This is a genomic window from Vibrio sp. Isolate22, from assembly GCF_022398115.1.
In the GTDB taxonomy this organism is placed as follows: domain Bacteria; phylum Pseudomonadota; class Gammaproteobacteria; order Enterobacterales; family Vibrionaceae; genus Vibrio.
Window position 1 is genome coordinate 28376 of the sequence record NZ_JAKEUW010000045.1, and the last position, 14639, is coordinate 43014.

General features: G+C 43.8%; 15 protein-coding genes. 10 read left to right on the forward strand and 5 right to left on the reverse strand.

Features of this window, described 5'->3' with window-relative positions:
• Nucleotides 1-85 precede the first annotated feature (85 nt).
• From L1D55_RS20080 to L1D55_RS27595, 5 genes are all read left to right on the forward strand, one after another.
• A complete protein-coding gene (locus tag L1D55_RS20080; protein ID WP_239918608.1) occupies nucleotides 86-1183 on the forward strand; it encodes a nickel/cobalt transporter in 1098 nt (365 codons plus the stop codon).
• Nucleotides 1184-1466: 283 nt separating this feature from the next.
• Nucleotides 1467-1961 (forward strand): YcxB family protein, encoded by a 495-nt coding sequence (locus L1D55_RS20085; RefSeq protein ID WP_128160983.1) that lies wholly within the window; start codon nucleotides 1467-1469, stop codon nucleotides 1959-1961.
• A gap of 87 nt (nucleotides 1962-2048) precedes the next feature.
• Entirely contained in the window at nucleotides 2049-2774 is a 726-nt protein-coding gene (locus tag L1D55_RS20090) for a metallophosphoesterase (RefSeq protein ID WP_239918609.1), read from the forward strand.
• A 182-nt stretch (nucleotides 2775-2956) separates the two neighbouring features.
• A complete protein-coding gene (locus L1D55_RS20095) occupies nucleotides 2957-4999 on the forward strand; it encodes an FUSC family protein (RefSeq protein ID WP_239918610.1) in 2043 nt (680 codons plus the stop codon).
• A gap of 139 nt (nucleotides 5000-5138) precedes the next feature.
• The gene (locus L1D55_RS27595; RefSeq protein WP_345772793.1) at nucleotides 5139-5657 is read left to right on the forward strand and encodes a prepilin-type N-terminal cleavage/methylation domain-containing protein; all 519 of its coding nucleotides are present in this window, start codon (nucleotides 5139-5141) and stop codon (nucleotides 5655-5657) included.
• Nucleotides 5658-5743: 86 nt separating this feature from the next.
• On the opposite strand, the gene L1D55_RS20105 is transcribed toward L1D55_RS27595, so the two are convergent.
• The 3 genes from L1D55_RS20105 to L1D55_RS20115 all read right to left on the reverse strand — a co-directional run bounded on the left by L1D55_RS20105 (nucleotide 5744) and on the right by L1D55_RS20115 (nucleotide 8896).
• Nucleotides 5744-6586 carry an amidohydrolase family protein gene (locus tag L1D55_RS20105; RefSeq protein WP_239918611.1) on the reverse strand — a complete coding sequence of 281 codons (843 nt, stop codon included), beginning with the start codon at nucleotides 6584-6586 and terminating at the stop codon, nucleotides 5744-5746.
• The gene (locus tag L1D55_RS20110; RefSeq protein WP_239918612.1) at nucleotides 6583-6831 is read right to left on the reverse strand and encodes a hypothetical protein; all 249 of its coding nucleotides are present in this window, start codon (nucleotides 6829-6831) and stop codon (nucleotides 6583-6585) included. The genes L1D55_RS20105 and L1D55_RS20110 overlap by 4 nt, the downstream gene beginning before the upstream one ends.
• Nucleotides 6832-7084: 253 nt before the next feature.
• Nucleotides 7085-8896, reverse strand: coding sequence for a PLP-dependent transferase (locus L1D55_RS20115; RefSeq protein WP_239918613.1), 1812 nt, complete (start codon nucleotides 8894-8896; stop codon nucleotides 7085-7087).
• A 142-nt stretch (nucleotides 8897-9038) separates the two neighbouring features.
• On the opposite strand from L1D55_RS20115, the gene L1D55_RS20120 reads away from it, so the two are divergent.
• Nucleotides 9039-9494 carry an Lrp/AsnC family transcriptional regulator gene (locus L1D55_RS20120; RefSeq protein ID WP_239918614.1) on the forward strand — a complete coding sequence of 152 codons (456 nt, stop codon included), beginning with the start codon at nucleotides 9039-9041 and terminating at the stop codon, nucleotides 9492-9494.
• 33 nt (nucleotides 9495-9527) lie between these two features.
• On the opposite strand, the gene L1D55_RS20125 is transcribed toward L1D55_RS20120, so the two are convergent.
• A complete protein-coding gene (locus L1D55_RS20125; RefSeq protein WP_239918615.1) occupies nucleotides 9528-9998 on the reverse strand; it encodes a hypothetical protein in 471 nt (156 codons plus the stop codon).
• A gap of 209 nt (nucleotides 9999-10207) precedes the next feature.
• Here L1D55_RS20125 and L1D55_RS20130 point away from each other — a divergent pair, with 209 nt between their 5' ends.
• Nucleotides 10208-12694, forward strand: a complete 2487-nt coding sequence (locus L1D55_RS20130) for an ATP-binding protein (RefSeq protein WP_239918616.1) — start codon at nucleotides 10208-10210, stop codon at nucleotides 12692-12694.
• Between the two features lie 134 nt (nucleotides 12695-12828).
• Here L1D55_RS20130 and L1D55_RS20135 read toward each other — a convergent pair whose 3' ends face one another.
• Nucleotides 12829-13449: a type II secretion system protein gene (locus L1D55_RS20135; RefSeq protein ID WP_239918617.1), complete on the reverse strand. Its 621-nt coding sequence runs from the start codon at nucleotides 13447-13449 to the stop codon at nucleotides 12829-12831.
• Nucleotides 13450-13562: 113 nt separating this feature from the next.
• On the opposite strand from L1D55_RS20135, the gene L1D55_RS20140 reads away from it, so the two are divergent.
• The 3 genes from L1D55_RS20140 to L1D55_RS20150 form a co-directional block, all read left to right on the forward strand.
• Complete coding sequence (locus tag L1D55_RS20140; RefSeq protein WP_239918618.1) at nucleotides 13563-13949, forward strand: hypothetical protein; 387 nt, start codon at nucleotides 13563-13565, stop codon at nucleotides 13947-13949.
• A 22-nt stretch (nucleotides 13950-13971) separates the two neighbouring features.
• Complete coding sequence (locus L1D55_RS20145; RefSeq protein WP_239918619.1) at nucleotides 13972-14313, forward strand: hypothetical protein; 342 nt, start codon at nucleotides 13972-13974, stop codon at nucleotides 14311-14313.
• Nucleotides 14314-14376: 63 nt separating this feature from the next.
• On the forward strand, nucleotides 14377-14639 hold a 263-nt coding region (locus tag L1D55_RS20150; RefSeq protein WP_239918620.1), incomplete at its 3' end, for a transposase.

The window sequence follows — 14639 nt, forward strand, 5'->3', positions numbered from 1 at the left end:
GATTAGGCGTTTCAACAATTAAGCGTCTGTTCTCGTTCAGTCTCTCTAATCATCGAGAAAACGATTTCTGATAAAGGTGCTTTTAATGCATAAAAATCAATTAAAAACAAAGTACTACCTTATGGGCATTACAGCCTTAGTACTTGTTGCGGTAGGTGCGTACCAGCTGTGGGTTATGTGGCCATCACTAGTCATATCCAGCATTCAATGGCAAAGAGAAGTTAATTCAGAGCTTGCTGACCTTCTATATGAAGCGAAATCAAACCCTTGGGGTGCGGGCAGCTACCTTATCGGGTTCAGCTTTATCTACGGCATGCTTCACTCATTAGGCCCTGGGCACGGCAAAGTCATCGTTTCGACCTACTTAGCTACTCACCCAACAAAAGCAAAAGCCAGCTTAGTTCTGACTATCGTCTCTGCATTTTTACAAGCATTAGTCGCGATCCTATTAGTAAGCGTCTTGCTATGGGGCTTTAGCGCTTCTATGCGAATAGTGAATGACAAAGCAAACATGTTTGTTTCATTAAGCTTTGCTTTAGTTGCATTGGTCGGTGCATTGATCTGTTGGAAAGCACTTAGAAACATCTACCGTTCAATCCGCAAACCAAAATTGAAAGTAAAAGCCATAACTACATTAGCTGCCGATACGTCTTCGTCAATTTCAGTCCAATCACCGATGGCGCTTCGCTCATCAGCACCTGCTGGCTCAATCATGTTGAACCCATCAAACGCAAAACCACCTGCAGAACACGCTCACGCAGACCATTCTCATACGGATTGTGGATGCGGCCACCAGCATGTTGCCGATGCAGACGCTATAAACAAAGCTTCAACACTTCGTGAATATGCAGGCATCATTGTTACAATTGGCGTAAGGCCATGTACAGGTGCGATTATGGTTCTGCTTTTCGCCAATATGGTTGGCTTATATTGGATGGGCGTTGTCAGTGCCTTTGCCATGGCGATAGGTACCGCGTTCACGACCTCGACGATTGCCATAATGACACTAACAGGTAAGAACTTGGTAAAACGCTATTTGGAAGCAGGTAACAAGAATAACAGCGCGTCACTCAGAGCCGAAGGTCACTACTTACAACTGTTTGGTGGTGTTTTACTTGTCTTAATTGGCTTGTTGCTAATGAGTGGGCAAGACAGCGGTATGTCGCCTGTGTTTACTATGTAATTGATAGACATGCACTCTAAAATTACCAGAGGCCTCATAACATCCCCACAGACTAAAGGACTCTCAACAAGAGTCCTTTTGTACTTTACTGGCATGCACCTTATTCAAGCATTGCATTACTAATAACTTAAATACGACTTACCAGTATCATCGATTTACAAAACAGACCCAAAATTTCTAAATAAAAGCAGTGAGAAGCGATACAATAATCAAGTTGCGAGATTGCAGCGTGGGACCACTGCCCACGACTGTCCATTTACAGAGAACCTTAAAGTAGCCATACATGTCTAAAGATTCCGGTTTCACCACAGAGTACACCCTCGACAAAGCTTTCTTTGCTGAGTGTTATGATCAAACGAGCGTACCAACTCAATTTCCAAAAGCGTATTTAAAGGCGTTTTTGTTCCTTCTTTTTGGTTGGGTTCTACTTGAATTTGAACTATTGCCAAGCGGCTACGTTGGCTGGTTCTTCATTGTATTGAGTGTGATTGAAGCGTTCAGCGTGTATTGCAAACGAACCTGGTGGTTGTGGCGACAAAGAATCAGTTCCGGCGCTGGTAGCAAAGTAGTTTTCCAAGGTGATTTAGACGGCGTAAGTTACAAAAACTATAAGACCACCAACACGATAAAGTGGAGCCAGATCGACGAGCTTGAGCAGACTGACCTTGGCTTTATCATTCATATTGGCAAGCAGCGCCAATACGTGAGTAAGTCATGCTTAAGTGACGATGCAATTAGTTTTATGGTTGAACAGCACAAAGCGTCAAAAGCTAGCTAATCCCTATAAATGCCTGCCAATCTGGTGGGCATTTTTATTACCTACATTGTCACCAATTAACTTCATGGTCTTAACCGGATTACATCAATGAACACCATTTATCAAATCAGCGATTGCCACCTTTCAGATAACGCCAGCTATGACAACTTGCGTAAAGCGTTGGAGTTTGCGGATAGCGATCCAAACTGCGATACGATTTTCATAACCGGTGATATTTGTTGTAATCCAAAACCTGGCGACTACGTTGGATTGGAAGCGTTCATTAAGCAACATATAAGTGCTAAGTCGATTTACGCGATTGCAGGCAACCATGATGACTCTTGCTTAATGCGTGAAGAACTAAAAGGCTCGGCGATTTTTGTCACCGATAAAGCCACCATTTGTGAGCGCGAATTTCTATTTCTCGATTCGAGTTTCAAACCTAAAGACAGTGTTCACCCACTCGGTTCAGGGCGTATAGATAATCGAGGCATCGCCCAACTAAAAAGACAGCTGAGAAAAGCCGACAGCCCTATCGTTGTTGTTCACCACCCTGTTATTCCCGTCGGTGCCGATTGGATGCAAGCAATTCGTCTTGAGAACGATTTTATTTTAATGAAGGTACTTCAAAAATACGGCGTGCGTGAAGTCATTTGCGGCCATGGACATGATGGAATAACAGTGACCCGTCAGGGTGTTACTCAGTATATGGCGCCTTCAACGGCCTACGGGTTTGACCACACTATCGACGAATATAATCGTAACGAAAAGATTGGATTGAGTAAGATCTCACTTTCTTCAAATTCTATTGAATACCAAGCACTCTACCTTTAGAACTTCACTGGTACTCGAACAATAAAACCTGCCGAACATGGCAGGTTTTTCTTTATCGCCTCCCCCATACTCCCTTAACAGAGAGGTTTCTATACTCTCAATTTATCAACTTGTGATTGAAACCAGCACAACAATGGAGTTTGGCGTTACACTGAATAAGACACAGCAAGTAAAGAGGTTTTATGACGTTCTCCCCTGCCATTCTACGTAAAATCTGGTACTCCCCTTCGGTCAATCTTGGGCTTCGAGCCACCAGCGCCATTGTGTTGTTTCTTGGTTTAGGTGTGTTATTCAATCAAACGGCTGTCGCGATGACCGCGCTGATGACAATGCCTGCCGCTTTAATTAGTGGGCTGGATTCTGCTGGCCCAAAGCGTTGGACTCGCTTTGCTATTACCGCTACCGCTTGGGCGTTAACTCAAGCAGTCAGTTATCTGCTACTTATTAGCGGGCTGCCTTTATGGGTAACCTTTGGTCTCTTAGGTGCTTTACTTGCGAGCGCTGCAGTAAACGGTCCATTCTGGGGACGACTTGGCATGTCTAGCCTGTTGATAGCTATTGTCACCTTGTCACTTCACAGCTCCAAAACCACACTCAGCTTGTACCCTATGCTGATACTTGGGCCTCTTACTTTCGCACTGTTTAGTTGGTTATGGTTTGCGCTGTGGAAGCACTATGCGTTACGTGTCTGCTTAGCTGCAATTTACGAAGCATTGGCAGACTACATTCAATATCGCCAAGAGTTCTTGTTAGGTGGAGAAAATCAGGCGTTAAAAAGACGTATCAAGTATCAACTCATCGAGCTGTTCCAGCAGGCTCTACAGTCTGAGTCATTCCGTTCTAAACATGACGATGCTAACAAACTTCGGGAAGCTCTATACCTCGCTATCGATATATTTGAAATCGTAATAAGCAGCCACACCAGCAATCCAGATCTGTTAAACCAATTTCAATCTAACAAGCACAAGCGTGATTTACTGTTAGTTTGGAGCCAACATTGCCAGCAAAGATTAAAACATAAAGCCAAGCAACTTCTGCACAACACCAATGAAGACATACAGCACTTAAGCTCCTTAGAACAAGAAGCCGATGATTTGATTGAGGCGGTGAAGCTAGAAGATCAACCTCGCTTCCGTTATTGGGCGTTCGCCGTAAAACACATCTCACGTCGTATTGAGTTGAGTGAACCCGCGTATGAGCGGTCTTTTGAAGTACAACCGTTCGAATTATCATTTCGCCTACCCAAACGAGATAACCCTATTTGGCGCCACGTTGCCCGTGTAGGTTTAATGTTTTCCCTTGGTGCCGGCATCGCAGAATACTATGAATTAATTCGCCCTGACTGGGTACTTATCTCAATGCTGATGGTGATTCAGCCAAGCTTTTTGGCAACACGCAGTAAAACTTGGAAACGCTGCTTAGGCACTGCTGCCGGCGTATTGTTTGCGACGTCTTTGATTCAACTCGGTGTATCAGCCACAACAATGATAGTGCTGATCGCGATACTCTTACCCGTCGCCATGCTTAATATTATGCGCCACTACTCATTGGCTATTGGTTGTATTACCGCGCTATTGATTTTGATTTACCAAACCATGGCACACCAAGGGCTCGATTTCGCCGCGCCACGTTTGATCGATAATGTGATTGGCGGTGCGATAGTTCTATTGGGCTATGGTTTGCTATGGCCTCAATGGCGAGGCAAAGAGATCCATAATCAAGCGATAAAAGCACTCAATAGTTCAAAAAACTTGTTCCTGTATTGCTATGAACAACTTCAAATTGATGCCGAACAACATGACCATATTGAACTAACCAAGCAACGTGCCGCCATGCTAACCGCAGAAAGCGACCTTGAACTGATTTACAATGAGATGCAACAAGAGCCAAAACACACTCGCGCCGACCCTCACTACTACGAAGATATGTTGAGCCACTATCGCCTACTAAGCCATTATCTCTGCTTGCTCGTTCCGCTGGTAAGAAAAGGCACCCAATACCAAGGTTCCCAACAAGTAGAGACGCTAATACATGATGCGATGGATGCCTTAATCAACACCATCCGTGATAATCGCGTCCATGAATTGCCGACACTGACCAACAAAACCGATGCCAACCACCCAACTTCAACCGCCGGTCAGCAATCAGTAGAAGAGATCATCTGGTTAGCACTAATGACAATAAAGCAAATGCACGACTTAGTTAGGCGTAACTTAAAGCCATAAATGTCCGCGTTATTGAGTTGAAAGTCCCATCTCTGAATGTTCCGAATCAGGATCCATTCATAAGTTATTTATATTCTCAAAGGGATATGCAACACACGGTATGATCTCTTGGTTCGTAAATTTGGGCAGGATCAAAGCCGTGTTGAAGAGTCGTAAAGGGTTTACAGTCATTGAACTGGTTGTGGTTATCGTTGTTTTGGGCGTACTTGCAGTCATCGCGGCGCCGAGGTTCTTAAATCTCAGTTCTGATGCGCAAATAGCATCGTTACATGGATTAGGCGGAAGTGTAAAAGAAGCCAACCAACAGGTCTATTCTCAAGCGGTTATTAAAGGGAAAGAAAAGTTATCCGCAGGTAGTGTGACCTTTAATGGAGCAAGAGTTCAGACTCAGTGGGGCTATATCAAGCCAACCTACGAAGAGATTGTTAAAGTGATTGATTTTTCTTCGGAGCGATTAAAAGCATACTCTGATATACCTCAAGAGGAATGGGGCGTTTATGACCGGAAGCCTACTAACGAAGGCAAAAAAATTCTCTACTTCACTCCCAGAGGCACCGCAAATATACCTCAAGAGATCTCTACTTATTGCTTATTCCATTACTCTTTGCTTAGCACTTTGAGCGAGCCCCAATACTACTATTCCACTCGAGGATGTTAACTAAAGGGACTTACCCCAACTTTCAGGATAGCGATCCACAAAACAAAAAAGTCCGGCTAATTCGCCGGACTTTTTGGTGTTCAATCTTAAAGCGTGTTCTTGAAGATCTTACCGTCTTTCATGATAAGGTCCATTTCCGTTAGGTGAGAACCATCTTTCTTGGCATCGTTACCTTCACCAAACCAAGTATCACGACCACCAACCAGTGTAATGTCTTCCAGTGGGGTCGCAAGATCTGGTGAGAATGCGGTGAGGTTTGTAGCAATGAATGCTCCCTCTTTATTGAACTTATCCGCCATCTCTGCTTTGAACATAAAGCCATGCTCTAAAGACTTCACACCTAGGTCGAGCGCTTGATGCATCGCTTGCTCAGAATAAACGTGCGTTGCAACGTAAGAACCATAAGATTCTGCAATTGCCACTGCGGCTTTCATCTCATCGTCTAGGTAAGAGTTGTACTGCCATGGGTCAAATTTCGAAGACACGCCACCCGATTGGAACACCTTAGTGAACTGAGCCCCCTGACGGTAGTTGTATCGAGCTTGTTCTTTGATCTCTTCAACACCATTCGCGTTGCTCATGATATTAAGGATTTCCAAGTTTTGTGGTGAATCAGTAAGACGACGAGACTGTAAACCAACATCGGCATGCGAACCGATAGGTGCAATAGGCGCGCCTGATGCGTAAATACGCGGTACTTCTTTTAGGCGACCATCACGTTCCATATCTGTCCATGAACCATCAGCACCACCTACATCACGAATCGTACCGAAGCCCATGTCTAAATACATTTCTGCGAACTCTTGGCCGTGGATAGCAATCTCTGTCCAGCGCATATCATCAGTACCTAGCAAACCTTTTGGGATGGTTAAGTGCATGTGCGCATCAATTAAGGCTGGCATCAGTGTACGACCTTCACCATCAATCACTTGAGCGTCTGCTGGAATGTCTGCCTCGCCCTTAGTATAGCGGTGATCTTGTTATCTGTGACGACAACCGAGTGATTCTTGTACAGTTTATTTTCAGTTCCGTTGAAAACATTAACGTTCTTAAATACAACAACTTGTGGCGCTTCTGCAGCGACTGGTGCCGTTTCCTGAACGGGCGCTGGAGCAGCAATTGAGTAAGCAGCTGTCATAGCTAAAGAAGCGGCAATCAGTGTTTTCTTGAACATAAAATACTCTCTTAGTTAGTAGTGGTGCTCTGAAATCTGACGCCATATTACCCACCAGCAGAAAGCGTTAATTGCCATTTGATGACACGCGATCAAGTTCGCTATCCGAACTATTTACAACCGACCGTAAAGAATAAAAATCGAACACATAAAGAAAAACACCCTACCGACTCATGCGTCTGTAGGGTGCCCTTACTTGCTACTTTGAGCTTTAAGTTTCTTTACTGACTGAGCTCTTTGCTGACTAAGCTCTTTACTGACTAAGCTGTCCAAATTTGGGCAGACTCTTCACAAACCTTTGGTGTACGTCCATATAAGTTTGCATATAGATCTCGTCGATGTGCTCGTTACTTGGGAAGCTTGATGAGAAATCAACATGTTTGCGGTCAATCGACAACTTGGCGGCTTCGATAATGTGTGCAATGAACATACGAGGATCTTCTAAACCAATCGAGATACGCATAGTCGTTGGTTTGATACCCGCCTCATTAAGTGCTTCGTCGCTGAGTTCTGAGTGCGTGGTCAGTGCCGGACACAGTGCCACTGTATTGGTTTGCCCAAGGCTTACTTGCATACCGATAGCGGGTTCAAGCATGTCGAAGAACTGTTTGAATCCATCTCGATTGATTGGTGCGCGATTGCCGTTCCCTTCCATATCGATTGTAAACAGTGCGGCTGGAAGCCCTAAGTACATGTTGTTCTGGCAGTGTTCATAGTTATCACTGCCTGGTAAAGCGGGACATGAAACATTGATGTCTGGGTGAGCATCAAAAATCTTCGCTAGAGTCAGCGTGTTGATGGTTTTCTGCACCACACGCATCTCATAGGTTTTCATGCCGTTGAGCACTTCAAACGCTTTGTCTGCATCTAAGAAGGCGCCTTTAATGTAATACACATTCCAAAACAGGGTTTCGTTCCAAGGGATCGTCGCCTCATCGCCATTGGGCTTGGTAAAAGTCACCTCTTCTCCTTTTGGCACAAACATGGTCTCGTTACGGCCAATCACAACACCTGCTGTGGTGGTACCAGAACCTGCCAACTCTTTGGTATACGAGTGAATCACATAATCTGGCCTTTCCATCACATCATCACGTTTGAGTACTGGGTGTAGCAGTGGTGTACCAACAGTCGAATCCACAATCACATCCCAACCACGAGAATGAGTCGCCTTACTTATGTTGGCAACATCTAACACGTAGCCATGTGGGTTACACGGTGACTCAAGATAGACGTAGATCTTCTTACCTGCAGCGAGGCGGTCGGCATACTTGCGTGCGACCTCATCAAGACGAGTCGCAAACTCATCACCAGAATAACCATCCACCCACTCGACCGCGACATTCAAGTTCGACGGCTTACCAAACCAGTCTTCCAACAGTTGGTACGAACCGCCGTAGATGTTGCGTGAAGCCAACACAATGTCTTCATGCCCTAGCAAGTGACTGAGCAAGCCATCTATGGCCGCCATCCCCGAGTTAAAGTTCCACGCAAGATACTCATTGGCTCTTGATCCTGCTTCAAGATCAACCATATGGTTCGCCAGAGAGATTGAGGTTGGGTTCAGCAATCGAGAGTAAATATCGTGCAGTGGCTCTTTACCGTTGAATGCATCTTCAATCCATTCGGTACAAGCAAACAGATAGGTCGCCGTGCGCGTAATCACCGGGCTTGCGGAAAAGATTGCCGCCACATTGTCGAAAATCGGATACGCGCCTTTTGAGGCGAAATTACCGTTGTTAGTCGCAATGGATTGGTATGTCGCGCGCATCGGGTTTTGCAGGTTATCGAGGATCTTAGCGATCTGGAACGATAAAAAGCGTTTGGCGTTAAACCAAGCGATACGGTCACTCTTGTCCAGTTCTGAAAGGCCATCAACCGTCAATGCCCAAAGATCGTGTGTTTTGGTGTTGGCTTTGTACAGCGTCGTCGCCAATTCCACCAGCGTGGTACCGTAATCGCTGCTTGGATCAATACCAAAGTGTTTTGCTTGCTCAATGGCAAGAGCTTCTGCTTGTTCGTGTTTAGTGGTTTTGCGCAGTGGGCTAAGTTGAGTAGAAGTATTCATAATTGCTAAGTCATTCCATCCTTGTTGTACCTCCTTTAATTTTAGTGTTACATAGATGTTAAAGATTGCTATTTACGAAGTAAGACATACACTTTGAGCAATAATATTGCCGAGTACGGTTTGATATTGATGGAATATGCCAATGGATGAGATCGACAAAAAGATACTGTCTGAACTGCAAAGCAACGCACGACTCACCAACCAAGAGTTAGCCGACCGCGTAGCGCTTTCTCCCTCCCCTTGTTTACGCCGAGTTCGAGCATTAGAGAAACAAGGGATCATTCGTGGCTATCACGCCAGTGTCGATCAGGAAGCGTGCGGGCTGCCCGTAAATGTGTTTGTGTTGGTGAAACTTGAAAAGCCGACTGAAGAGAACATGCGAGACTTTGAGCAGCACATTGAAGTGATTGATGAAGTGTTGGAGTGTTTTCTAATGACGGGGAATCACGACTACCTATTGCATGTGGTGAGTGAGTCTCTCAAAAGCTACGAGCAGTTTATTCGCAAGCAGTTAACGCGCCTGCCCAATATTGCTTCGATTGAATCGAGCTTCGCCTTTGGACAGGTAAAGACAAAAACCAAATTACCAGTAAGGTAAGTAAATCCACTTTTATGAAAACTGAGAGACCATTTAGCCTTCTGTTTTTGCGATTGCCACAAGTTGCGTCACTTTGAGATCAATCTGTTCTACAACCTCTCTTACAAACTGAGTCCTTTCGCTCCCTGATAGCTCTAGGGCAGCAACCAGATTTGGGATAGCCCAATGGAGCCTATGGGGTACGTGAGAACAAACCACGTTGACGCATCCGACAAATAAGTTGCACTGCTCATTGCTCGATTGATCACAAAGCGTAATCACATAATCGAATTTTTCATTGGTCTTCTTGTATTCAAATACAGTTTTACTCTCGCCTCTTATTGCAAGGTCAAGTACGTTAGACAGCTCGTCTAAGATAACTTGAGGGGTTTGTCCCGCCTCAAAACCAGAGCAGCTAGCTTGAATCATCCCGTTAGATTGCTGATCAACCATCGCCTTCGCGATAGCCGCTCTTACACCTTTCTTCACGCACACAAACAGAATTTTAATGGGAGTGGCATTCATGTTTAACATACCCCTTTCGTATTAGCGTTCGTATATTAAGCATAGATATTTAAGCGCGTTTTTCAAATTCTCGGCTAACCAAGGGAAAAGAGAGTGGAGTAAGTCATCGCCTAGACTATTCGACAAAAAGGACAAACAAGCTCATAAACAAGATATCTATCCTATATTTTTCATATAACTCTGAAAAATAACATGGAAGTCATTTAAGCATGGCAAAGCTATCTTCAATTAGCCCCAAAGTGTTGCTTGTACTCTTTCTCTTGCTTACGTCTTTGACATACGGCGGTATTTCACTCTATTTGCTCTCTAGTTACAGCCAATCAACCGTCAAACAACTGCAAAGCGGTAACAGCAGCTTTGAGCTTGAATCGGCCAAAATTTTTATGGAGAAATACCTCGAGGTTGCAGAAGACCGCATCATTTTAGCTTCGCAATATCAAGGAGTCATCGACGCTGCATCGAGCTCAAATATAGAGAGCCTGTCATTCAATCTAGAGCGATTCAAGGGACAGAACCAATCGATGCAATTTGCCGTGCGAGATCGCACTGGTCAGTTGTTGTTTGAAGATACATTTCGTCACCCTGCATCAAAGCAAGAGCAAGCTATCTTTCAAGCAATTGCGAATCAAGAAGTTGACGATCGCATTCTGTACCTTTTGCACGATGACACCAATCATATTTGTATAAAACTATTTATGCCGTTACTTCGAGGCACTGATTTCGTAGGCGTGCTATATGGTGAAACCGCTGTCGATTACGATGATTTCTTTGGTTCTTTTGTCACCAATCGAGAACGTTGGTACGAACTTAGCCAAGTCAGCCCACCGATCGCTTCTCTCATCGAACAAGATGACGCCCATACACACTCACATAGCCATGATTCACACACACCAATTACCAATAAATACAGTGAGGAAGACTGGTTATTGACTCAAACGGCTTTAACAAGAGGAGACTTAGTATTAACCCAAGGGGTAAGCCGCTCATTTGTTACCGACCAGCTCTCAAGCTTACTGAAGGAGCTGTTAAATGGGCTTTTGGTTGTCTTAGCACTCAGCTCTATTTTAGTGTTTTTTATCGGGCAAAAATTGTTCGTTAACCCTCATAAAGAATTGGCTGGCTCCAAAAAACTGCTAGAGGAATCCAACAAGCGGCTAGCAGAACAAGAACGTGAAAGTCACCTTCTTGCCACCGTAGTCAAGACCGCCAGAGATGGCGTTGTGATAACGGATAACAAAGGGCGTATAGAGTGGGTAAACAGCGCTTTTGAACGAATGACAGGTTATCGTTTAGACTCCATCAAAGGGTTAAGACCAGGCTCATTTCTACAAGGTGAAGGAACTTCTGTTAGCACGGCAAATCGAATAGGTTCTGCGATTCAACAGGGGAACCAAGTAAAAGCGGAAATATTGAATTACGCGATCGACAAAACGCCCTACTGGATTGATATTGATATCGTGCCTTTACGCAACGTTAAAGGTGACGTTGAACGCTTTATCGCCATTGAACGTGATATCACAGAATTTAAGCAGCTTGAGAAGGAGTTAGAAGAACAGGCAAATAATGCACGCCAAGCCAATGATGCAAAATCACTATTCTTGGCGACAATGAGCCATGAAATTCGAACTCCAATGAATGGCTTACTGGGTATTCTACAGATGTTGGTTGAAGACTTGGAAAAAGCAGAGCAAAGAGAAGTTCTTCAGTTAGCCCTCGACTCAGGCGAGCACTTAATTGCCATTCTTAACGATATTCTAGACTTAGCCAAAATAGAGAATGACAGTTTAGAAATTGATCCGCACTCATTCAAAATGTGCGACATCACTAACCCCGTATTAAACACTTATCAAACCTTATGTTCAGAAAAAGGCATTGAGTTCTCTTTGCAAGATAACAGCAATGCGTCCTCTGTCTACAGCGGCGATTCAGTTCGGATCCGACAAGTCATTCTAAATTTAGTTGGGAACGCATTGAAGTTTACAGCGAGTGGTTCAATTACTGTCAGTATCAACCCACTGGCTCACTCTGCGATGGAGTTTACGGTCGAAGACACAGGCATCGGCATCCCAGCAGAAAGATTGAGCTCAATCTTTAATGAGTTTGAGCAAGCCGACGTCTCAACGACTCGACATTATGGTGGGACCGGACTTGGATTGGCCATTTGCCATAAGCTTGTGACCTTGATGAACGGCAAACTTACTGTACAAAGTGAGCTTGGTATAGGCAGCAAGTTCAGCTTTGTTATAAACCTACCATCCATTAAGGCCGAAGATGAAAAGCATCCAATAACAGAGCAAGTCGACCTGTCTCCATTTAAAATCCTAGTGACAGATGACAACAAAATGAACCTTATCATCGCCAAAGGTTTCTTGGATAAACTAAACGTTGAGTGTATTACCTGTAATAGTGGCTTTGAGGCTTTAACACACATAGAAACAGGTCGTTTCAACCTAGTCATTATCGATAACCATATGCCGAAAATGAATGGGTTGGAAACGGTTCGAAAAATACGACAAGCTGGACATGATGATCTTGTTATCTTTGGCTGGACTGCCGATATCATGCAAACATCAACCACAGCTTTCATTGAGGCAGGTGCAAATGAAGTGTTAACGAAACCACTGATTAAGTCAGACTTAGTGGAAGCCCTTTCTCGTTACCTCAACCAAATCAACCCCATAGATAGAGCAAGCTAGGCATATAGACAGAAATGCCAAGCATGCAGCGCAAAAACTAATAGCGTTTAAAGTAAAACGAGCCAGGCTTTTATACCTGGCTCGTTTTGTCATAAGCTTATTTTTTCTAATAAATGACGCGGTAATCTTCTGCTTCATTGGATAGAAGGCATTGGATAATCATCTCCAATCATGCATACCAGTGCCCCACTAAAAGCGTTGTCGTAACGTATTTTCCCTGTCGCATCCGAGTTTTCTTCGCTCGTATTACCGTCCACAATCCGATTGATTTCTTGCGCCACTTTGGTTGGCACCAACCAAACACAAGCAGCAAGAGAACAGGCTGATGACGACGCACTACAACCAGTCTCCGAGCTTCCTCGAACCCATCGACTCCCCTTTTCCTTAATCAGTAATTGAGTCGCTATGTAATCTGGGTGGTCGATGTACTGATCACCACCAATCCACGTATCGTCATAAGGTAGGTACGGCCCTTGCCATGTTGGTAAGTTTGGATTCTCAATTAAGTGATTGATATTTAGGTAGCCGAACCTCGGGTCAGTATCGGAAGTGATTGGCGGCAGAGAACCATTATCATGAGAATATTGCTCAGCAGCATCTAAAGCCGTATTCAATTGCCCGATTAAAAATTTAGCCTCATCAACACAAGACATGCTATTACCGAGCTGATGATTGAGATAAAAAGCGACAACGAGAATGACCGAGCTAAGCGACGCAAGCTTCCACTTTTTCATCTGACGTAACCGTTTCAACATGTCTTTTCTGTTTCTCATCTTAAAGGCGGTTGCCCAGTTTAGCCTGTGCCAAATGATACCCTCTATCTATCTGGCTGATTTACTCCGTTTTAGTTCTAGTGGTTTCTGGGTTTATGAATGGCTTATCTTATAAAGAACGAGCTGCTTCCGTAAAAGAAAATTATGAGCACCTTAAGACTCTATATGTTAGAGCTATCGAACTAGAGAAAACAGGTGAATCATGTAATGACCTAGCTTTAGAGTATGAAGCGGCACTCAATAAGTGCGAGAATCAAGCTCCCGCAGACTATCCAGAAGCTTTATACGATACTTTTTATTCAGCAATTGACCAATCAAAAGTCGAACCGCATCCAACACAATATCAAATCGATATTGCGCTAAAAAACCGGAAATATCGTAAGCTATATATTAGCTCCTTATACCTACTTCCTTTTGCAATAACCGTATTATTAAACGGGAATGATATAGTTAGCTTTGTCGCAAATGCTTACGATTTCTAGCTAAACTGGGCTGTAATTTATAATGAAGAATATTAGGACTCAATTCGATGAGCATTTTTCAGAAGAAAATTTAACTCGAATTTTTCAAGAAATAATTGTCTACTCCGGCGGGACTGGTATTGATAATATCAATCAATATACATTTCGAAATCAACAAGAAGAACAAATAAAAATCCTTTCTCGAAAAATGATAGCGGGGAGCTACGATTTTACAAAGTACAAACTTAGCTTAATTAGTAAAGGGAGAGGAAAGCCTCCACGTGAAATATCCATACCTACAGTTCGGGATCGAATATCCCTGAGAGCCATGTGTGATTTTTTACAAAAAAGGTTTAGTCAAAGTGGAGTGGGCGTTGTTGACTAAATCCGTTGGAACCTTTTCTCAGTCCTGCGATCTGATCCCATGTAGTAGAAGCATGGTGTTGTTATGGGTAAGTCGAAGAAGAAGAAGAAGATAGCGAACTGGAGTGAGTATAATGAAGCCTTGTGCAAGCGAGGCTCAGTAACGTTTTGGATTGACGACTCAGCCGTTGAAGCATGGCAATGTAAAAGTCACCATGGTAAACGAGGTAGAGGCTTTCAATTTTCTGATACTGCTATTGAAACAGCTTTGATGGTTAAAGGGATATTCTCTCTCCCGTTACGTGCGCTTCAAGGCTTTATCGATTCTATATTTGCTTTGATGAACGT